Origin of the sequence: Methylobacterium sp. NEAU K, from assembly GCF_030700285.1 — a bacterium.
GTDB lineage: Bacteria > Pseudomonadota > Alphaproteobacteria > Rhizobiales > Beijerinckiaceae > Methylobacterium.
This window is the reverse complement of record NZ_JAUYZJ010000062.1, coordinates 1-18,568: the sequence shown is the minus strand read 5'-3', so window position 1 is coordinate 18,568 and position 18,568 is coordinate 1. Positions and strand designations below refer to the sequence as shown.

15 protein-coding genes are annotated in these 18,568 nt (G+C 71.3%); 4 read left to right on the top strand and 11 right to left on the bottom strand.

Annotated elements, in window-relative coordinates; genetic code table 11:
• Positions 1 to 8: 8 nt before the first annotated feature.
• Together ccrA and Q8W67_RS26245 are read right to left on the bottom strand one after the other, a co-directional pair.
• Positions 9 to 1,295, bottom strand: a complete 1,287-nt coding sequence (ccrA, locus tag Q8W67_RS26250) for a crotonyl-CoA carboxylase/reductase (RefSeq protein WP_305551096.1) — start codon at positions 1,293 to 1,295, stop codon at positions 9 to 11.
• 183 nt (positions 1,296 to 1,478) lie between these two features.
• Positions 1,479 to 2,951: a catalase gene (locus Q8W67_RS26245; RefSeq protein ID WP_305551090.1), complete on the bottom strand. Its 1,473-nt coding sequence runs from the start codon at positions 2,949 to 2,951 to the stop codon at positions 1,479 to 1,481.
• 390 nt (positions 2,952 to 3,341) lie between these two features.
• On the opposite strand from Q8W67_RS26245, the gene Q8W67_RS26240 reads away from it, so the two are divergent.
• The 3 genes from Q8W67_RS26240 (at position 3,342) to Q8W67_RS26230 (ending at position 7,509) form a co-directional block, all read left to right on the top strand.
• A complete protein-coding gene (locus Q8W67_RS26240) occupies positions 3,342 to 5,381 on the top strand; it encodes a protein meaA (RefSeq protein ID WP_305551083.1) in 2,040 nt (679 codons plus the stop codon).
• 173 nt (positions 5,382 to 5,554) lie between these two features.
• Positions 5,555 to 6,592, top strand: a complete 1,038-nt coding sequence (locus tag Q8W67_RS26235; RefSeq protein ID WP_305551082.1) for a glycosyltransferase family 4 protein — start codon at positions 5,555 to 5,557, stop codon at positions 6,590 to 6,592.
• On the top strand, positions 6,589 to 7,509 hold the full coding sequence (locus Q8W67_RS26230; protein ID WP_305551081.1) for an NAD-dependent epimerase/dehydratase family protein: 921 nt from the start codon (positions 6,589 to 6,591) through the stop codon (positions 7,507 to 7,509). The genes Q8W67_RS26235 and Q8W67_RS26230 overlap by 4 nt, the downstream gene beginning before the upstream one ends.
• Positions 7,510 to 7,642: 133 nt before the next feature.
• Here Q8W67_RS26230 and Q8W67_RS26225 read toward each other — a convergent pair whose 3' ends face one another.
• The 7 genes from Q8W67_RS26225 to Q8W67_RS26195 all read right to left on the bottom strand — a co-directional run bounded on the left by Q8W67_RS26225 (position 7,643) and on the right by Q8W67_RS26195 (position 13,727).
• Positions 7,643 to 9,643: an SDR family NAD(P)-dependent oxidoreductase gene (locus tag Q8W67_RS26225; RefSeq protein ID WP_305551080.1), complete on the bottom strand. Its 2,001-nt coding sequence runs from the start codon at positions 9,641 to 9,643 to the stop codon at positions 7,643 to 7,645.
• Positions 9,644 to 9,746: 103 nt separating this feature from the next.
• Positions 9,747 to 9,908 carry a hypothetical protein gene (locus Q8W67_RS26220; protein ID WP_305551078.1) on the bottom strand — a complete coding sequence of 54 codons (162 nt, stop codon included), beginning with the start codon at positions 9,906 to 9,908 and terminating at the stop codon, positions 9,747 to 9,749.
• A gap of 87 nt (positions 9,909 to 9,995) precedes the next feature.
• On the bottom strand, positions 9,996 to 10,847 hold the full coding sequence (locus Q8W67_RS26215; protein WP_305551076.1) for a DUF1206 domain-containing protein: 852 nt from the start codon (positions 10,845 to 10,847) through the stop codon (positions 9,996 to 9,998).
• Positions 10,848 to 10,977: 130 nt separating this feature from the next.
• Entirely contained in the window at positions 10,978 to 11,319 is a 342-nt protein-coding gene (locus Q8W67_RS26210; RefSeq protein ID WP_305551074.1) for a hypothetical protein, read from the bottom strand.
• Between the two features lie 61 nt (positions 11,320 to 11,380).
• Entirely contained in the window at positions 11,381 to 11,905 is a 525-nt protein-coding gene (locus Q8W67_RS26205) for a Uma2 family endonuclease (RefSeq protein ID WP_305551072.1), read from the bottom strand.
• Positions 11,906 to 11,961: 56 nt separating this feature from the next.
• Complete coding sequence (locus Q8W67_RS26200; RefSeq protein WP_370693964.1) at positions 11,962 to 13,170, bottom strand: M23 family metallopeptidase; 1,209 nt, start codon at positions 13,168 to 13,170, stop codon at positions 11,962 to 11,964.
• An 89-nt stretch (positions 13,171 to 13,259) separates the two neighbouring features.
• Positions 13,260 to 13,727, bottom strand: a complete 468-nt coding sequence (locus tag Q8W67_RS26195) for a peroxiredoxin (RefSeq protein ID WP_305551068.1) — start codon at positions 13,725 to 13,727, stop codon at positions 13,260 to 13,262.
• A 184-nt stretch (positions 13,728 to 13,911) separates the two neighbouring features.
• Here Q8W67_RS26195 and Q8W67_RS26190 point away from each other — a divergent pair, with 184 nt between their 5' ends.
• Positions 13,912 to 17,358: a DUF3971 domain-containing protein gene (locus Q8W67_RS26190; protein ID WP_305551066.1), complete on the top strand. Its 3,447-nt coding sequence runs from the start codon at positions 13,912 to 13,914 to the stop codon at positions 17,356 to 17,358.
• A 59-nt stretch (positions 17,359 to 17,417) separates the two neighbouring features.
• Here the strand turns inward: Q8W67_RS26190 and Q8W67_RS26185 are convergent, their stop codons facing one another.
• Together Q8W67_RS26185 and Q8W67_RS26180 are read right to left on the bottom strand one after the other, a co-directional pair.
• Entirely contained in the window at positions 17,418 to 17,678 is a 261-nt protein-coding gene (locus Q8W67_RS26185; protein ID WP_305551098.1) for a DUF2848 family protein, read from the bottom strand.
• 114 nt (positions 17,679 to 17,792) lie between these two features.
• Positions 17,793 to 18,566, bottom strand: a complete 774-nt coding sequence (locus Q8W67_RS26180; protein WP_305547841.1) for a ferredoxin--NADP reductase — start codon at positions 18,564 to 18,566, stop codon at positions 17,793 to 17,795.
• Positions 18,567 to 18,568 lie beyond the last annotated feature (2 nt).

The window sequence follows — 18,568 nt, the reverse complement described above, 5'->3', positions numbered from 1 at the left end:
CGGCATCCTCAGCGCTTCAGCGGCCCGGCCTCGATCACGTCCTCGACCGTGCGCAGGCCGGCGCGCGGGGAGTTGACCAGGCAGGCCATGTTGCCCGGCGGGTGCTGGTTCTTCCACATCTTGGTGTGGGCCTGGGGGATCTTGTCCCAGGGGAACACCTCGCTCATGCACGGGTCGACCCGCTGATCCAGCACGAACTGGTTCGCCGCCGAGGCCTGCTTGAGGTGGGCGAAGTGCGAGCCCTGGATCCGCTTCTGCCGCATCCAGACGTAGCGGGCGTCGAAGGTGATGTTGAAGCCGGTGGTGCCGGCGCAGAACACCACCATGCCGCCGCGCTTCACCACAAGGGCCGAGACCGGGAAAGTCGCCTCGCCGGGATGCTCGAAGACGATGTCGACATCCTGCTTGCCGGTGATGTCCCAGATCGCCTTGCCGAACTTCCGCGCCTCCTTGGTCCAGGCATGGAATTCCGGGCTGTTCACCTTGGGCAGCTGCCCCCAGCAATTGTAGTCCTTGCGGTTGATCACGCCCTTGGCGCCCAGGCTCATGACGTAGTCGCGCTTCGACTCGTCCGAGATCACCGCGATGGCGTTGGCGCCCGACGCCGCGCAGAGCTGCACGCCGAACACGCCGAGGCCACCCGAGGCGCCCCAGATCAGCACGTTCTGGCCGGGCCGGACCGTGTGCGGCGCGTGGCCGAACAGCATCCGGTAGGCGGTGGCCAGCGTCAGCGTGTAGCAGGCCGCCTCCTCCCAGGTGAGGTGCTTGGGCCGGTGCATGAGCTGGCGCGACTGCACCCGGCAGAACTGCGCGAAGGAGCCGTCCCCCGTCTCGTAGCCCCAGATGCGCTGGGTCGGCGAGAACATCGGATCGCCGCCGTTGCACTCCTCGTCGTCGCCGTCGTCCTGGTTGCAGTGGACGATGACCTCGTCGCCGACCTTCCAGCGCTTCACCTTGGCGCCGACCTTCCAGACGATGCCGGACGCGTCCGAGCCCGCGATGTGGTACTCGCCCTTGTGCACGTCGAAGGGCGAGATCGGCTCGCCGAGCCCCGCCCAGACGCCGTTGTAGTTCACGCCGGCGGCCATGACGTAGACCAGCACCTCGTCGTCGCCGATCTCCCAGACCGGCAGCACCTCGAGCTGGTGGGACTGCTCCGGGGGCCCGTGGCGCTCGCGCCGGATCGCCCAGGCATACATCTTGGCCGGCACATGACCCAGCGGCGGGATCTCGCCCATCTCGTAGAGGTCCTTGACCTCGCCGTCCGCCGGACCGACCGCAGCGCTCGCAGCCATCTCGCTCTCCTCTCGTCCCGCGCGGTTCTCGAAGGCCGCGGTTCTCGCCTCGCGCTATAGCGGTGATATCGGAGGCGTCCAAGTGGGCCGAAAGTCGAAACCGGACGGTTTCGGACCTGAAAAAGGCGCCGGCCCAAGGCCGGCGCCCACGTATTCAAAATCGGCTTTCCAGGCGGCCAAGTATTATTCTGCGGCCGCCTTGCGGGTTTCGATCCCGAGACCTTCCGCCACGCCGCGGCCGAAGTCCGGGTGGACTTTATACCAGTGACCGATCATCCGCTCCTGGATGTGGCGCGGGGAATCGCCCATCGAGGTGACGATGTTCTTCACGAGCCGCTCGCGGGCGCCCGCGTCGAGCACCTTCGACCAGAGCTCGCGCGGCTGGCCGTAGAGATCCGCCTCGTCGTTCGGCCAGCCGTACCGCGCGGCGTCGCCCTGGACCCGGAACGGCGGCTCGGCGAAGGACGGATCCTCCACGGGACCGCCGAACGAGTTCGGCTGGTAATCGACCTGCGCGCCGTGGTTGCCGTCGGTGCGCATCGTCCCGTCCCGGTGATAGGTCTGGACCTTGGCGTTCCTGGCTTGGTTCACCGGGATCTGGTGGTAGTTCACGCCGAGCCGGTACCGGTGCGCGTCCGAGTACGACAGGATGCGGTTCTGGAGCATCTTGTCCGGCGAGAAGCCGATGCCCGGCACCACGTTGGACGGCTCGAAGGCCGATTGCTCGATCTCGGCGAAGTAGTTCTCCGGGTTCCGGTTCAGCTCCATCTCGCCGATCTCGATCAGCGGGTAGTCGCCGTGCGGCCAGACCTTGGTGAGGTCGAACGGATTGATCCGATAGGTATCGGCGTCCATCTCGGGCATCAGCTGGACCTTGACGGTCCATTTCGGGAAGTCGCCCGTCTCGATCGCCGCGGAGAGGTCGGCCGAGGAGTAGTCCGGATCCTTGCCGGCGATCGCGTCGGCCTCGTCGGCGGAGAGGTTCTGGATGCCCTGCTGCGTGATGAAGTGGAACTTCACCCAGTGCCGCTCGCCCTTGTCGTTCCACAGCGAGAAGGTGTGCGAGCCGTAGCCGTTCATGAACCGGGCCGATTTCGGCGTGCCGCGGTCGCTGTACAGGATCATCACCTGGTGGACCGCTTCCGGCGACAGGCCCCAGAAGTCCCAGCGGCGCCAATGCGGCTTCAGGTGGGTGCGCGGGTCGCGCTTCTGCGTGCGGATGAAGTCTGAGAACTTGATCGCGTCGCGGACGAAGAAGATCGGCGTGTTGTTGCCGACGAGGTCCCAGTTGCCCTCTTCGGTGTAGAACTTGAGGGCGAAGCCGCGGGGGTCGCGGGCGGTGTCGGCGGAGCCGGATTCGCCGCCCACGGTGGAGAAGCGGGCCACCATCGGCACCTCCTTGCCGACCTCGGTCAGCACCTTGGCGCGGGTGTACTCGCCGAGCGACTTGGTCAGCCGGAACGTGCCGTAGGCCCCGTAGCCCTTGGCGTGCACCACCCGCTCCGGGATCCGCTCCCGGTTGAAATGGGCCATCTTCTCGATGAGGTGGTAGTCCTGCATCAGCACGGGTCCGCGCGGGCCCACGGTGACCGAATTCTGATTGTCGGAGATCGGGTTGCCGAACGCAGTCGTCAGGCGCGGGCTCTGGTCGACCATCGCAGTCGCTCCTTAAAGGCGCTCGCTGCCGAACCGGAAGGCGGTTCGGCAAAGGAGTGCGCGTTGAAACAAGGACTTAGACTCGTGCGAGGATTGGCGCAGGCGGGCGGGACGGAAGCCTGCGCGAAGGTCTCGATGCCGGCCAACGCGCAGGATCCCGATGGGAGCCATTAAATTCCGTCTCGGTCTCGACACCGTGACGCCGCCGGACGGGCGACGGGGACCTCAAATCCCGCTGTCCGCGCGGACAAGTTTTTTAAAGTCCGCCCGAGCCCCACCAGCACGCGTTGCACTTCTGTGGCGGATGACGCGCCCGGCGGCCTTCGCTACGGTGCCGTCAAGGCTGCGCCCCGCGCGCGGACAGTAAAGAACACCATACGGAGGCGAGGGATGGGCGCGAGCGTCGCAGAGACCAAGGGCGACAAGACGCCCCGCGATAAACCCTGGATCATCCGCACCTATGCGGGCCATTCCAACGCGGCCGAATCCAACGCGCTCTACCGGGGCAACCTCGCCAAGGGCCAGACCGGCCTGTCGGTGGCCTTCGACCTGCCGACCCAGACCGGCTACGACCCCGACCACGAATTGTCGCGCGGCGAGGTCGGCAAGGTCGGCGTCTCGATCGCGCATCTCGGCGACATGCGGACCCTGTTCCAGGACATCCCGCTCGCCCAGATGAACACCTCCATGACGATCAACGCCACGGCCCCGTGGCTGCTGGCGCTCTACCTCGCGGTGGCCGAGGAGCAGGGCGCGCCGCTCGATGCCCTCCAGGGCACCACCCAGAACGACATCATCAAGGAATACCTGTCGCGCGGCACCTACGTGTTCCCGCCCGCGCCCTCGCTCCGGCTCACCAAGGACGTGATCCTGTTCACCACCAAGGCGGTGCCGAAGTGGAACCCGATGAACGTCTGCTCCTACCACCTGCAGGAGGCGGGGGCGACGCCGGTCCAGGAGCTGTCCTACGCCCTGGCCATCGCCATCGCGGTGCTCGACACCGTGCGCGACGACCCCGAATTCGACGCGGCGAGCTTCCCGGAGGTGTTCGGGCGGATCTCGTTCTTCGTGAATGCAGGGCTGCGGTTCGTCACCGAGATCTGCAAGATGCGGGCGTTCGCCGAGCTGTGGGACGAGATCGCCCAGGAGCGCTACGGCATCGACGACCCGAAGAAGCGGATCTTTCGCTACGGCGTGCAGGTCAACTCTCTCGGACTGACCGAGCAGCAACCTGAAAACAACGTCCATCGCATCCTGATCGAGATGCTGGCGGTGACGCTCTCGAAGCGGGCGCGCGCCCGCGCGGTGCAGCTGCCGGCCTGGAACGAGGCGCTCGGCCTGCCGCGGCCCTGGGACCAGCAATGGTCCATGCGCATGCAGCAGATCCTCGCCTTCGAGACCGACCTTCTCGAGTACGACGACATCTTCGACGGCAGCCACGTGATCGAGGCCAAGGTCGAGGCGCTGAAGGCCGAGACCCGGGCCGAGCTGGAGCGGATCGGCGGGATCGGCGGCGCGGTGGCCGCGGTGGAGACCGGCGCGCTGAAGCGCGCCCTGGTGGAGTCGAACGCCCGGCGGATCTCGGCCATCGAGGCCGGCGAGCAGATCGTCGTCGGCGTCAACAAGTGGCAGCAGGGCGAGCCCTCGCCGCTCACCGCCGGGGAGGGGGCGATCTTCTCCGTCTCCGAGACGGTCGAGATGGAGGCGCAGGGGCGCATCCGGGAGTGGCGCAGCCGGCGCGACGACCGGGCGGTGGGCGAGGCCCTCGAAGCCCTGGAGCAGGCTGCCCGCTCCGGCGCCAACATCATGCCGGTCTCGATCGCGGCCGCCAAAGCGGGGGTCACCACGGGCGAGTGGGGCGAGCGCCTGCGGCAGGTGTTCGGCGAGTACCGGGCGCCCACCGGGGTGACGGTCGAGACCGTCTCCTCCGGGGCAGCCGAGGAGGCGAAGCTGCTCATCGCCGATCTCGGCGAGCGCCTGGGCGAGACCCCGCGGCTGGTGGTCGGCAAGCCCGGCCTCGACGGCCACTCGAACGGCGCCGAGCAGATCGCGCTGCGCGCCCGGGATGTCGGCTTCGACGTCACCTATGACGGCATCCGCCAGACGCCGGCCGAGATCGTCGCCAAGGCGAAGGAAACCGGCGCCCACGTGGTCGGCCTGTCGATCCTGTCCGGCAGCCACGTGCCGCTGGTGCGCGAGGTCCGCGCCCAGATGCGCGAAGCCGGGCTCGACCACATCCCCGTGGTGGTCGGCGGCATCATCTCTCCCGAGGACGAGCTGGTCCTGAAGAACATGGGCGTGCGCGCGGTCTACACGCCCAAGGACTACGCCATCGACGCGATCATGATCGGGCTCGCCAAGGTGGTGGAGAAGAGCCTGGACCGGGGCGGCCCGTCGGAAGCGCCGCGTGAGGGCGCACAGGTCTATTGAGGCGACGGCGCCTCTGATGGACTCGAACCGGACCCGGCGCCGGGCTCGACCGACGGCGAATGGGACCGCCCTCGACCGATATCGGCGATCGAGGAGGAAGGCGCGGCCAAAGGTGCGGGCGGCCTAGGGGCCGCCCCCTCACGATCGCGCGCGGGATCGCGTAGGACGGCGCGATGCCGTCCGCTTTCGCCACCATCGTCCTGCTGGCCGTCCCGCTCGCCGCCGCCCTGGCGGCCGGCCTGATCCTGCGCCTGCGCCCGTTCCTGCAGCGCTACGCCCTTGCGCGGCCGAACGCCCGCTCCAGCCACACCGTCCCAACCCCCCAGGGGGGCGGGATCGCCGTGGTGACGGCGCTGGTCACGATCTCCGGCCTGCTCATCGCAGCGCCGGAGATCGGCGGGCGACCGGACTGGATCCGGCTCGCCGGCTGCACGCTGGCGCTCGCGCTCCTCGGTGCGGTGGACGACCTGCGCCCGCTGCCGGCTTCCCTGCGGCTCGCCGTGCAGGCGGCCGCGGTCGGGCTGCTGGTCTGGCACCTGGACGGGCGGCTGCTGCCCGGAGCGCCCCTGTGGCTCGAACGCGGGCTCGCGCTGCTGGCGGGCGTCTGGTTCGTGAATCTGACGAACTTCATGGACGGGCTCGACTGGATGAGCGTGGCCGAGATCGTCCCGGTGGCCGGCGCGCTCCTGCTGCTCGGGCTGGCCGGATACCTCCAGCCGCTGCCCGCGCTGGTGGCCGCCTGCCTGCTGGGGGCGATGCTCGGCTTCGCGCCGTTCAACCGGCCGGTCGCAAGGCTCTTCCTCGGGGATGTCGGCTCGCTGCCGATCGGGCTCGTCACCGCGTGGCTGCTCTGCCATCTGGCCCTGGCGGGCGGCCTGGCGGCGGCCGTGCTGCTGCCGCTCGTCTACCTCGCCGATGCCAGCCTGACGCTGGCCGCCCGGGCCGCCCGGGGCGAGCGGGTCTGGGAGGCCCATCGCGGGCATCACTACCAGCGCGCCACCGTGAACGGCCTGACGGTCCCGGGCGTCGTGGCGCGGGTGTTCGCGGTCAACACAGCGCTCGCCGCGCTCGCCGCCGCGACCTTGCTTTGGCCGTCCTGGCCGGTCACGGTCGGAGCCCTCGCCGCCGGGCTCGCCCTGGTCGCCGCCCTGCTCCGCCGCTTCGCCCGCGCCCCGGCGCCGGCCCCAGCCGAAGGTGCCGCCCGCCCGTGACCGGACTGATCGCGCTCACCGGGGCGACCGGGTTCATCGGCCGCCATCTGCTCGCCGACCTCACGGCGCGGGGCTACCGGGTGCGGGTGCTGCTGCGCCGGCCGACGGCCCTGCCGGAGGGCGCCGCGAGCGCGGTGGTCGGGGACCTGACCCGCCCGATCAACATGGCGGCGGCGCTCAGCGGCGTCGACGCGGTGGTGCACTCGGCCGGCCTCGCCCACGCCATGTCGGGCGCTCCGGAGGACGATTACCGCACCCTCAACACCGAGGCGACGCGCAGGCTCGCGGAGGCGGCGGCCCGGGCGAAGGTGCGCCGGTTCGTGTTCCTGTCCTCGATCCGCGCGCAGGTCGGCGCGAGCGCGCCGGGCGTCGTCACGGAGCGCGATCCTGCCCGGCCCACCGATGCCTACGGCCGCTCCAAGCTGGAGGCCGAGCAGGCACTCGCCGAGACCGGGCTCGACTGGGCGGCGCTGCGCCCGGTGCTGGTCTATGGCGCGGGCGTGAAGGGCAACATGGCCGCACTCCTGCGGCTTGCCCGCAGCCCCTACCCGCTGCCGCTGGGCGGCCTCGCGGCGCGGCGCTCGCTGATCTCCCTGGACAGCCTGTCGGGCGCCGTGGACGCGGTGCTGCGGGCGCCGGATCCGGTGCGGGCCGCCCTGATCGCCGCCGACCCGGACCCGCTCAGCTTGGCGCAAATGATCGCGGCGCTCCGGGCGGGGCTCGACCGCAAGCCCGGGCTGGTCCCGGTGCCGGCCGGGCTCCTCGGTCTGGCCTGCCGTCTGACCGGGCGGGAGGCGCTGTTCGCCCGGGTGGCCGAGGGTCTGGAGGCCCGCGCCGACGGCCTCGCGGCGCTCGGCTGGCGACCGGCCGCGCCCACCCGGGACGGGCTGGCACGGCTGGCGCGGGAGGGGAGCTGACGGCGACGGCGCGGGATTGGGGTTTGCCGCCTCGCCCGAAGGCGCCGCTGGCCTCGTGCGATGCGGGAGAAGACCGGAGCTCGATTGAAAGGGGCGGCACGTCGAACCGCGCGCCCTTGGGTGGGGCGAACGATCAGCCGAGCGCGGCGGGCGCCGGACGGGTAAGCGGCCCGGCCTCGATCGTCGCCCCGGCGGCGACCGCCTGCCCCCGCCCCGCCCGCTGCGCGTCGCGCTCCCGGAAATGCGGCACCGCCGCCTCGAACACGGCCTCCGCGGCCGCCCGGTCGCCCGCTTGTACGGCCGCCCGCAGCTGCGCGACCCAGGCATCGAGGCGGGCCCGGTCGGCGAAGACCGGCCGCGCCGCCATCACCCCGTCGATACCCGGCAGGGCGACCCGGGGCTCTTCGCGGGCGAACAGGATCTCGTTGAGCCGCTCGCCCGCCCGGGCGCCGGTATAGGCGACCTCAATCTCCGCCCCCGGCTCGAACCCCGCCAGCCGGATCATCCGCTCGGCGAGGTCTGCGATCCGCACCGGCTGGCCCATCTTGAGCACGTAGACCGCGGCGCGCTCCGTCTCCGGGGCAGCGCGCCCCTCGCCGTCCGCATGCGAGGCCGCCGTGAGCACGAGGTCGCAGGCCTCGCGCACGGTCATGAAGTAGCGCACCATGTCGGGGTGGGTGACCGTGACCGGGCCGCCCCGGGCGATCTGCGCCTTGAACACCGGCACCACCGAGCCGACGGAGCCGAGCACGTTGCCGAAGCGCACGGCGATCAGCCGGGTGCGCGGATCCGGCTTGGCCGATTGCTCCGCGTCGAGGGCCTGGGCGACCATCTCGGCGAAGCGCTTGGTGACGCCGAGCTGCGACACCGGCTCGATCGCCTTGTCGGTGGAGACCATCACGAGGGCCCGGGCATCGGCCGCCACCGCGGCCTCGGCGACGTTGATCGACCCGAACACGTTGGTCTTGATGCCCTCCTGCCAGTCCCGCTCCAGGTAGGGCACCTGCTTGAGCGCGGCGGCGTGGATCACGCAGTCCGGCCGGAACGCCGCGATGACCTGATGGGTCCGCTCCCGGTCGCGGATATCGGCGAGCACGCCGGTCACAGCGGCCTCCGCGGCCAGGATCGCGGGATGGCTGAGGATACCGTGCAGCGCCGGCTCGGAGGATTCGAGCACCAGCACCGCGGCGGCCCCGAAGGCCACGGCCCGCAGGCAGATCTCGGATCCGATCGAGCCGCCGCCCCCCGTCACCACCACCCGGCGACCAGCGAGGAACGCCTCCAGCCGCTTCCGGTCGATCGCCACGGTGGGACGCAGCAGCAGGTCCTCGATCTCCAGGGGCGCCAGCTCAGGGCCCTGCGCACCCTCGCCGAGGCCGACCACGCGGGCGAGCGGCAGACCGAGCCGGCGGGCGCGGGCGATGAGGTCGTCCGGGGCGGCCTCCGGGACAAGGGCGCTCGGGGCGGCCACAAGCCGCCGCACCGGCTCGCCGCGCGCGGCGAGGTCGGCCACCACCCGCTCGAGATCCGCGAATCCGCCCAGCACGGGCACGCCGCGCATGAACTGCCCGGCCTCGTCCGCTCGCGGCGACAGGATGCCCCGGGGCGCGAGCTTCCGCACCGAACCCGCCTCGATCGCCCGGATCAGCACGTCGATATCGGCGCCGCGCCCGAGGAGCAGCGTCGGCACAGTGGCGGCGCGCGCGCTCGATTGCCGGGAGCGCGTGTCCTTCAGGTAGCGGAACGCGAGCCGCGTGCCGCCGAGGAAGAAGATCTGCAGGACCCAGTACAGCAGGATCGCGATCTTGCCGAAGAAGTAGAACCCGTACAGGTCGGCGGAGACCAGGATCCAGTCGATCACCAGCAGCGCCAGGGCCAGCACGCTCGCCGCGCGCACGATCCCGGCGAGATCCTGCAGGGAGGCGAAGCGCCACTTGGTCCGGTACAGCCGGAAGCGGCCGTAGACCAAGCCGGCGAACAGGAGGAAGGGCGGCAGCAGCAGGGGCAGGGCGTGCAGGCGCTCGTCGAGCAGGCTGCCCTGGAAGCGGAACAGGAAGGTGAGCACCACGGCGGCAGCGGTCGCCGCGAGGTCGTGGGCCACCATCACCGCGGTCTTGTAGAGGCGCTGCTGCATCGGGGGCCGGATGGGGTGCCGCGCGGTATCCGCCGCGGCACCCGCCCTGTCAACGCAGGGTCGGTATCGCGCGCCGCACGGGGCGCGCGACCGTGCGGTCGTCCTACTTGACGATCGAGCCGGAGAAGCCGGTCTTGAAGTTCTTCTGGTAGATTCGACCCTTGAGCGGATAGATCTTGTCGACCAGAAGGATCCGGACGCGTTCGTTGAAGTCCTCGGTCGTCACGGTCTGTGCCCGACCTGTAATCAAGGTTCTGGCCATCATCGTCTCCGCATCGTCGCCCAGGGCACGGGATTGCGCGGAGGGTCCGCTCAACATGGGGTGCGGGCGGCGGATTACAATCGATGTCTGTCAGGTCAGGGCCCGGACCGCCGCACCGGCCGCGTCGTCCACCCGGTCGATGTCGGGGGCGTCGATGTGCCGATAGCGGGCCTGGATCAGGCCGAAGGCCCCGAAGGCGGCGTGGCCGGCGCCGACCAGGCCGAGCAGGACCCAGCCGTATGGCTGGGCGCGCAGCAGCGCGAAGGCCTCAGCCAGCCCCTTGGCCTCAGACGAGCGCTGGTGCCATGCCGCCGCCACGAGAAACCCGCCGATGATCAGGAACGCCAAGCCCCGCGCCGCGTAGCCGAAGCGGCCGATCGGGCCGGCCCAGCGTGTCCGGGCCCGCGCGTCGAGGGCGAGCCGGTCGGTGACGTCGCCCCGCCACGCCTTGCCGAGGAACCCGAAGCCGCCGCCGATCACGCCGAGCCCGACCAGGGCCACCAGCCAGCGGCCGAAGGGCTTGGCGAGAAGCCACGCGGTCCCGTCATGCACGCCGTCGCCGCCGCGCATCCCGAGGCCGAGGCTGAGCGAGGCCGCGCTGGCGGCGAGCCCGAGATAGAGGGCGGCGCTGATCAGGTGGGCGCCCCGCACCGCCAGCCCCTTGGCCGACGTACCCCGCCGGTCGGCGTCGGTCACACCCTCGACGAGGCGCCAGATCGCGAAACCGAGGAGCCCCAGCGCGATCAGCCCGACCAGAGCCGCGCCGAATGGTCCGCCCAGCACGGCGCGCAGGGCGTCCTTGCTGTCGCCGGCCCGCCCGCCCTGCCCGAGGGACGCGAGCAGCGCCAGCGCGCCGACCACGACGTAGACCGTCCCGCGGGCGCCGTAGCCGAGGCGGGCGATGCGCTCGATCGTGTTGCGTCCGCCCGGTAGGGCCGTCATGCGCGGGACCGGGAGGCGTGAGATTCGGAATCGGGCACTGGAGGGATCCGGAGCGAGAGGGGACCGGTCAACGCCCGGAGGCCCGCACCCGATCCGTTGCCGGCTCCGCGATCGGTCCCGGCCCGGCGGATCACATCGGGGTCCGCTCGCTCCGCCCGGAGAGCGCCACGTAGAAGCCGAGCCCGTCCTGGGCCGGCAGGGTCTGCAGGCGCTCGATCAGGCCGCGGCGCTTCGCGTCGAGGAGCAGCCGGCCTGCGGGCTGGAACAGGGTCTCGCCGCCGCCCTCCGGGGGCGGGTCCAGACGGATCGCCACGGTCTTGCCCTTGGCGAAACGGCTGCGCTCCAGCATGTCCTTCAGCGACGCCTCCGCGGTCGCCCGGTTGGCCCCGCGCAGGTCGAGCACCGATTCCGCGTCCGTCACGCCGAGGGAGCCGCGCAGCTTGGCCGCGTAGAAGTCTTCGAAGTGGGGCAAGTCGATGCCTTGACGCTCTGCTGGGCCTGGAGGCCGGGCCATTGAGATCGGGTGCGGCCGCTCAGATGGCGAGGCCGCGGTAGATGTCGCGCACCGGCACGGCGCCGTCGAGCCCGGGCGCGTGCATGGTCCAGTCGTCGGCGCCCCGCCGCCAGACCTCGTCGGAACAGATGATCGGCAGGACCCGCAGGCTCGGCACGGCCCGATAGAAGTCGATCTTGAGGCCGCCGTCCAGGCTCATCGTGGAGGGCGAGAGCACCTCGGCGACCCGTCGCGGATCCTCGGCATGGGCGTCCGGCAGCGGCGGGCCGCTGGGCACCACCACCTCGCGGACAGGCGCGACATCGTCCCGTGCCGCGCTCGGAATCCCGAGGCCCGGCATGGCGCGCCAGCCTGTCCCGTCGGCGAAGTCGCCGATCCGGCGGATCAGGTTGGCGACGATAGCCTGATGGCCCTCTCGCGGCGGCGACCTCGGCACGGGCTCGCCGTCGAGCAGCTCCCGGGGCTCCTCGTCCGGACGCGCCTCAAGCCAGCGCCTGTACTCGGCGACGCCCATGCGCGCGTCGCGTTTGACGGCCAATGCCATGGCGGCCTCCGATCAGGAATCCGAGGCTACCATGGACCGGGGATCTCGGCGACGGTTCAGTCGGTCCCGAGCCCGGCCGTCCTCTCGAACGCCGCGCCGGCATCGAGGAAGCGCTGCGGATCGACCGGCTCGCCGTCGATGCGCGTCTCGTAGTGCAGGTGGGCCCCGGTGGAGCGGCCGGTCGAGCCGACTGAGCCGATCACCTCGCCGGCGGCGACCCGCTGCCCGGGACGCACGGCGATGCGGGAGAGGTGACCGAACCGGGTGGTCAAGCCGTGGCCGTGATCGATCTCGACCATGTTGCCGTAGCCGCCCGCGGCTTCCGCGGTCGTTACCCGGCCGGGCGCGGTGGCGCGGGCGGGCTCGCCGGACTCGGCCTTCAGGTCGAGGCCGGTATGGAGGGCGAGCCCGCGGGTGAACGGGTCGAGCCGCGTGCCGAATGGGCTCGACACGATCGGCTCGGCGCGGGTCGGCCGGCCGAACGGAAGCGCGGCGGCGAGACGACGGAGGCGTTCCGCGTCGTCGCGGGCCCGGCGAGCCAACGCCAGGCCGCTCTCGAATCCGGCCCCGTCCAGGATGCGGGAATCGAGCGGAACCAGCGGTCCGCCGAGCCCGGCGGCGGGGCCGGCGGGATCGATGCGCTCCGGGTCGAGGCCGGTGCGGCCGATCAGACTCCGCAGGCGTCGGACCGTCTCGCCGGCCCGCTCGGTCAGGCCGGCGAGGCGCTCGGCCTGCGCCGCCCGCAGACCTTCGAGGCGCGCCTCCAGCCGGATCAGGCCGGTCTCGGCGTCGATGGCGCTCCTTCGGGGAAGGGAGCGGGAGCGGGAACCAGGCCGGGGGAGCGCGCCGTCCTCGGCGGGACGCAGGGTGAACCCGTCCTCGGTCTCATCCGGACGCGGCGACAGCGCGCCGGTGGTGAGCGGATCGGACGGGCTCTGCGGCCCCAGGCCGGCCAGGGCCGCCTGGCGCCGCTCCAGCTCGGCCTGACGCTCCAGCGCCGCGGCAACCCGCTCGGCCAGGCTCGACTCGGTCCCGGCCCGGTCACGCCTGTCCCGGTCGAGCCGGTCCTGCAGCTCGGCGATCCGCGACTCGTAGGCGTTCCGCATCGCGCCCTGGCGCGCGACGAAGCCGGCGAGCACGTCGTCGTGGAACACGATCAGGTAGGAGGCGCCGAGCGCCCAGAACAGCGCGAGCGCGGATCCCGCGGCGAGCCACGGCGTAGCCCGCCGCGGGCTGAGACTCTTCAAGAACGTCGGGTGATGCATCGGGACGGCCCCGTGGGAGCCGTCATTCAGACATCAGTAGGGTTAAGGATCCGTCGAGCGGCCGCGCCGCGCAGGCCCTTCCCGTCGGGTCAGGGCAGCGCCCGGGCGGCCACCAGCACCGCCTCGGCATGGCCGGGCACCTTCACCTTCGGCCAGATCGTCGCGATGCGCCCCTGGCGATCGACCAGCACGGTGGTGCGCTCCACGCCCATGTACTTGCGCCCGTACATGCTCTTCTCGACCCAGACCCCGTAGGCTTCGAGCACCCCTTTGTCCTCGTCGGAGGCGAGCGGGAAGGCGAGGCCGTACTTGCCGCAGAACTTGTCGTGGCTCTTCACCGGGTCCGGCGACAGGCCGATGACCCGCGCGTCGGCCTCGGCGAAGGCCGGCAGGAGGCCGTTGAAGTCCTGCGCCTCCAGGGTGCAGCCACTCGTGTCGTCCTTCGGATAGAAATAGAGCACGACCTTGTGCCCCTTCAGCGCGGACAGCGCGATCCGGCCGCCGCCGGAGGCCGGGAGGTCGAAATCGGGAGCCGGATCGCCTTCTGACAGCGGCATCGTGCCTTCCTTTCGGCCGATTGATGGTGTGCAGTCCCATCGTGCGCGGCAGCACGACAAGGTTGCGCCGCGCACGCCCGAGCCAAGCCCGGAGTCAGGCCCGTTGTAAAGCGCGGCCGTGCTTCGATCCACCGGCCGCGGAGCCGCAAGCTCCGCGCACCGAGCCCCCGGAACAAGGGTCCCGATGGCGGACGAGACAACCTCGGCAGGCAAGCCTCGGGGGAGGGCGCGGCGCTGGGGCGGATTCTGCCTGTTCGGCGTCCTCGGACTGGTGCTGCTGTTTGGCGGCGGGATCGGCCTCGCGGCCCTGCGCCTGTCGAACGGACCGCTGCAGATCGACGGCCTGTCGCGCCGGGTCGCCGCGGCGGTGGCCGAGCGGATCGGGCCGGGCTGGAGCATCGGGATCCGCGGCAGCAGCCTCGAACTCGACCGCGAGAATGCCCTGAGCCTGCGCTTCTCCGGCCTCGACATCCGCAACCCGCAGGGCGCCCTGGTGGTGCGCGCGCCGCTGGCCCTGGTCAGCCTCGATCCCTGGGGGCTCCTGCGCCTCAACCTGCAGCCGCGCTCGATCGAGTTCCGCGAGACGCAGACCACAGCGCTCGTGCACCGGGACGGCTCCATCGCGTTCGCGGCCTCCGAGGCCAACCATCCCGCCGACGTCGAGCCGCTCACGCCGCCGAGCGTGGACGATGCGCGCGGCAAGGTCTCGCCGCTCTCGGCCACGCTGGCCTCGATCTTCGGCGTGGTGCTCGATTCCAGCGGCGTCGTCGGCGCCCTCGACCGCGCCCGCATCACGGATGCGCGCCTGAGGCTGATCGACGAGGACGGCCATGAGCGCGCGGTGTACGCGCGGGTCAACGGGCTGTTCGGGCGCGACCCGGTGAATGGCACACGCAACTTCGAGCTGCGGCTGGACGGCCCGCACGGGGAGTGGCGCTTCGGCGGCTCGCTGCGCGACACTGGCGAGGGGCAGGAGCGCTCGGGGGTCATCACCCTGGACGACCTGCCGGTGCCCGACCTGCTGCTGCTCTCGGGACAGTCGGGCATGCCGCTGACCACCGATCTCAAGCTCTCGGCCCGCGCCGACGTGAGCCTCGCGGCCGGGCGCATCACGACGATGAATGCCAAGGTCCATACCGGGGACGGCACCTTCCTGATCGAGGAGAAGGACTTCAACCCCGTCACCGTCGAGAGCCTCGACGCGTCCCTGAACTGGGACGAGGCGGGCCGCGTCATGTCGCTCACCGGCCTCGACTATCGCGGCGCCGGCAACGCGGTCCACATGACGGGCGCCTGGAAGGAGGGCCCTCCGGATGGCAGCACGGCCTGGACCGCCACGCTGGCGAGTCGGGACGCGACCCTGCGGGGGGCGACGCCACAGGACGTGCCGGTGAAGATCGACGCGATGGACGCGCAGCTCACCGGCCGCGACGGCGGCATCGCCATCGATGCGTTCACCATGTCGGCCCCGGGCGTGCAGGGGACGATCACCGGCACGATCGGCACCACGGCGGACGATGGCGGCCTGACGCTGCATCTGGTCGGCCATGACGGCGAGGTCCGGACCGGGCTGCGCCTTTGGCCGGAGCATATCGCGCCGCCGGCCCGTACCTATCTCGTGGACCAGCTGCGCCGCGGCCGCATCGATTCCGTCGATATCCGCGTGAAGATGTCCGGGACGGTGCTGGCCGCCGCGACCCGGGGCGAGCCGGCGCCCGACGACGCCGTGCATATCGACTTCCACGTCTCGGATGCGTCCCTCGACGTCACCGCAGACGCGCCGCCGGTGGTGAAGGGCAACGTTTCCGGGACCATCACCGGGCGCTCCACCACCGTGCGCAATGTGACCGCCGAGGTGCGCGGGCCGGACGGCCGCGGGCTCGCGATCTCGGACGGCAGCTTCGTGATCCCGCAGATCACGCCGGACCGGGTGGTGGCGCAGATCGGCATGCGACTCTCGGGCGGCGCGGACGGGATGGCGTCCGTGCTCCAGGCGAAGCTGTTCAAGAGCCTGATGAGCGTCGATCTCGATCCGGCCACGATCAAGGGCAGCGCGGACCTGCGCGTCGACTTCCCCCTCGACCTCCGGCACATCCTCGACCTGCCCGACCTTCCGGTGACGCTCGTGGGAAGCCTGTCCGACCTGTCGGTCGACAAGGTGATGGGCAAGGACCGCCTGGAGGCGGGGAAGTTCACCCTGTCGTACGACCGCGGCGCCTTCGCGTTGAAGGGCGACGGCAGGGTCGCGGGCGCCCCCGTCTCCGTCGACCTGCGCCAGCCCAAGGTCGGCCAGCCCGGGGAGGTCACGGTCAATCTCGCCCTCGACGACGCCCTGCGTGGCCGGAAGGGATTGCCGACCGCGCCGCAGCTCACCGGCACGATCCCGGTGCGCGCCGTGGTCCCGATCGGCCGGCCCGGTTCGGGCAAGCCGCCGATCAAGGTCGAGGCGGACCTCGCGAAGGCCGGGATCGACGGGCTGTTGCCGGGGCTGACGAAGCCCGCGGGGCGGCCGGGGCGCCTCACCTTCACCCTGGTGGACAGCGGCCAGACCCTGGAATTGCGCGACCTCGTCCTCGACGCCGCCCCGGCGACCGCGCGCGGCAGCGTGTCGATCACCCCGGAGGGCGGCCTCGAGCGGGCGGAGCTGACCAGCCTCAAGCTCTCGCCCGGCGACGACCTGCGGGTGAGCCTCGACCGCAACGGCACCGGTTACAGGGTCCTGGTCCGGGGCGCCGTGGTCGACGCGCGGCCGTTCCTGAAGTCGCTGGGCGGCCCCGGCGCCAAGGAGGCGAAGGAGTCGAGCCCGAAGGATATCGACGCCGACATCCAGCTGCCGATCGTCACGGGCTTCAACGACGAGGCGCTGACCAACGCGAACCTGCGGCTCTCGCTGCACGGCCGGACCTTGCGGGCTGCGAACATCACCGGGCGCTTCCGCGCCTCTCCGTTCGCCGCCACCGTCACCCGGGGCGAGCGCGGCGTGCCGACGCTGACCGTGGAGGCGGTCGATGCCGGCGCGACCCTGCGCTTCGTCGACGTGTACCGGCGGATGTATGGCGGGCGGCTCAATGCCGGGATCGGCCTCAACGACGGGCCGCAATCCGGCGTCGTGCAGATCCGCGACTTCACGCTGCGCAACGAGCCCGCCCTGTCGAGCATCATCGCGCAGGGACCGGAGCCGGCGGAGACGGATGCGGCCCGAGGCCGCCGGATCGCCCCGGGCCGGGCCGCCGGCGACGTCACCTTCGACCGGATGCGGGCCAACTTCGTGCGCAGCGGCAGCCGGGTCGATTTCAGCGACGCGGCGATCTCGAACGCCGCCATGGGCTTCACCCTGTCGGGTTGGCTCGATACCGGCCGCGAGCGCACCGACATGAGCGGCACCTTCGTGCCGCTCTACGGGCTCAACAATGTGGCGTCGCAGCTGCCGCTGCTGGGACCGCTGCTCGGGGGCGGCCACAACGAGGGCCTGTTCGCGGTCAATTTCCGCGTCGCCGGCAAGCTCGCCTCGCCGGACGTGAGCGTGAACCCGCTCTCGGCCATCGCCCCGGGCTTCCTGCGCAAGCTGTTCAGCGCCGGGGGCGGCCCCTTCGCGGACGGTATGCCGGCGGTGCCGCAGGGCGAGCGGTAGCTCCCCGGGTGGCCGCCGGTGCGGCCGTGCGGGTCAAGCCGGAGCCCTCGGATCCGCGATCACTCCCAGGCGCGGGGCAGGGCCTCGACGCGGTAGGCGACGCGGCTGACATTGCCGGCGCCGTCGGCGAGCGCGACGCGCCGTCCGTCGGCGAATTGATCGACTCCCGCCCGCATCGGGATCGTACCGCTCAAGAGCGGGGTGCCGGGCCGGAGCAGGCCGTCTGCGCGCAGGCGCTCGATCCAGTAGCGCAGCGACAGCAGCTGCACCGGCGCGCCGTCCTGGATCGACGCACGATCGCTCCGGCCGCCTCGGTCGATAAAGGGGCGGAGGACGGCATTCCGACCGCTCCGGCTGCGCGCGCGCTCAGTCCGGTGCCGCTGCGGAGCCTATCGGCGCGCGGGAAGCCGCGTGGCCGTTCGGGGAGGGGGCGTCTACTTCTCGACGAAGGCCTTTTCGATGACGTAGTGGCCGCCCTCGCCGTGGTTGCCCTCCTCGTAGCCGCGGCCCGAGAGCAGCTCGCGGGTGTCGCGGATCATGTCGGGGCTGCCGCAGAGCATGAACCGGTCCGCCTCGATCGACATCTCCGGCAGGCCGATATCCGAGAACAGCTTGCCAGAGACCATCAGGTCGGTGATCCGGCCGCGGTTGCGGAACGGCTCCCGGGTCACGGTCGGGTAGTAGATCAGCTGGTTCGAGATCATCTCGCCCAGGAACTCGTGCTTCGGGAGGGCCTCCGTGATCGTCTCGCCGTAGGCCAGTTCCTGCACCTGACGGCAGCCGTGGACCAGCACGACCTTCTCGAACCGGTCGTAGGTCTCCGGATCCTTGATGATCGACAGGAACGGGGCCAGCCCCGTGCCGGTACCGAGCAGGTAGAGGTGCCGGCCCGGAAGCAGGTTGTCGAGCACCAGCGTGCCGGTGGGCTTCTTACCGACGATGATCGGGTCGCCGACCTTCAGGTGCTGCAGCTTGGAGGTCAGCGGGCCGTCCTGGACCTTGATCGAGAAGAACTCCAGTTCCTCCTCGTAATTGGCCGAGACCACCGAGTAGGCGCGCAGCAGCGGCCGCCCGTCCACCTCAAGGCCGATCATGGTGAACTCGCCGTTGCGGAACCGGAACGCCGGGTCCCGGGTCGTGCGGAACGAGAACAGGTTGTCGGTCCAGTGATGAACCGACAGAACGCGCTCCTCGTAGAACTTGCTCATCG

Bases quoted from the DNA above. Each gene is read 5' to 3' on its own strand.
- ccrA (WP_305551096.1), bottom strand. From the start codon at position 1,295: ATGGCTGCGAGCGCTGCGGTCGGTCCGGCGGACGGCGAGGTCAAGGAC.
- Q8W67_RS26245 (WP_305551090.1), bottom strand. From the start codon at position 2,951: ATGGTCGACCAGAGCCCGCGCCTGACGACTGCGTTCGGCAACCCGATC.
- Q8W67_RS26240 (WP_305551083.1), top strand. From the start codon at position 3,342: ATGGGCGCGAGCGTCGCAGAGACCAAGGGCGACAAGACGCCCCGCGAT.
- Q8W67_RS26235 (WP_305551082.1), top strand. From the start codon at position 5,555: ATGCCGTCCGCTTTCGCCACCATCGTCCTGCTGGCCGTCCCGCTCGCC.
- Q8W67_RS26225 (WP_305551080.1), bottom strand. From the start codon at position 9,643: ATGCAGCAGCGCCTCTACAAGACCGCGGTGATGGTGGCCCACGACCTC.
- Q8W67_RS26220 (WP_305551078.1), bottom strand. From the start codon at position 9,908: ATGATGGCCAGAACCTTGATTACAGGTCGGGCACAGACCGTGACGACC.
- Q8W67_RS26215 (WP_305551076.1), bottom strand. From the start codon at position 10,847: ATGACGGCCCTACCGGGCGGACGCAACACGATCGAGCGCATCGCCCGC.
- Q8W67_RS26205 (WP_305551072.1), bottom strand. From the start codon at position 11,905: ATGGCATTGGCCGTCAAACGCGACGCGCGCATGGGCGTCGCCGAGTAC.
- Q8W67_RS26200 (WP_370693964.1), bottom strand. From the start codon at position 13,170: ATGCATCACCCGACGTTCTTGAAGAGTCTCAGCCCGCGGCGGGCTACG.
- Q8W67_RS26195 (WP_305551068.1), bottom strand. From the start codon at position 13,727: ATGCCGCTGTCAGAAGGCGATCCGGCTCCCGATTTCGACCTCCCGGCC.
- Q8W67_RS26190 (WP_305551066.1), top strand. From the start codon at position 13,912: ATGGCGGACGAGACAACCTCGGCAGGCAAGCCTCGGGGGAGGGCGCGG.
- Q8W67_RS26180 (WP_305547841.1), bottom strand. From the start codon at position 18,566: ATGAGCAAGTTCTACGAGGAGCGCGTTCTGTCGGTTCATCACTGGACC.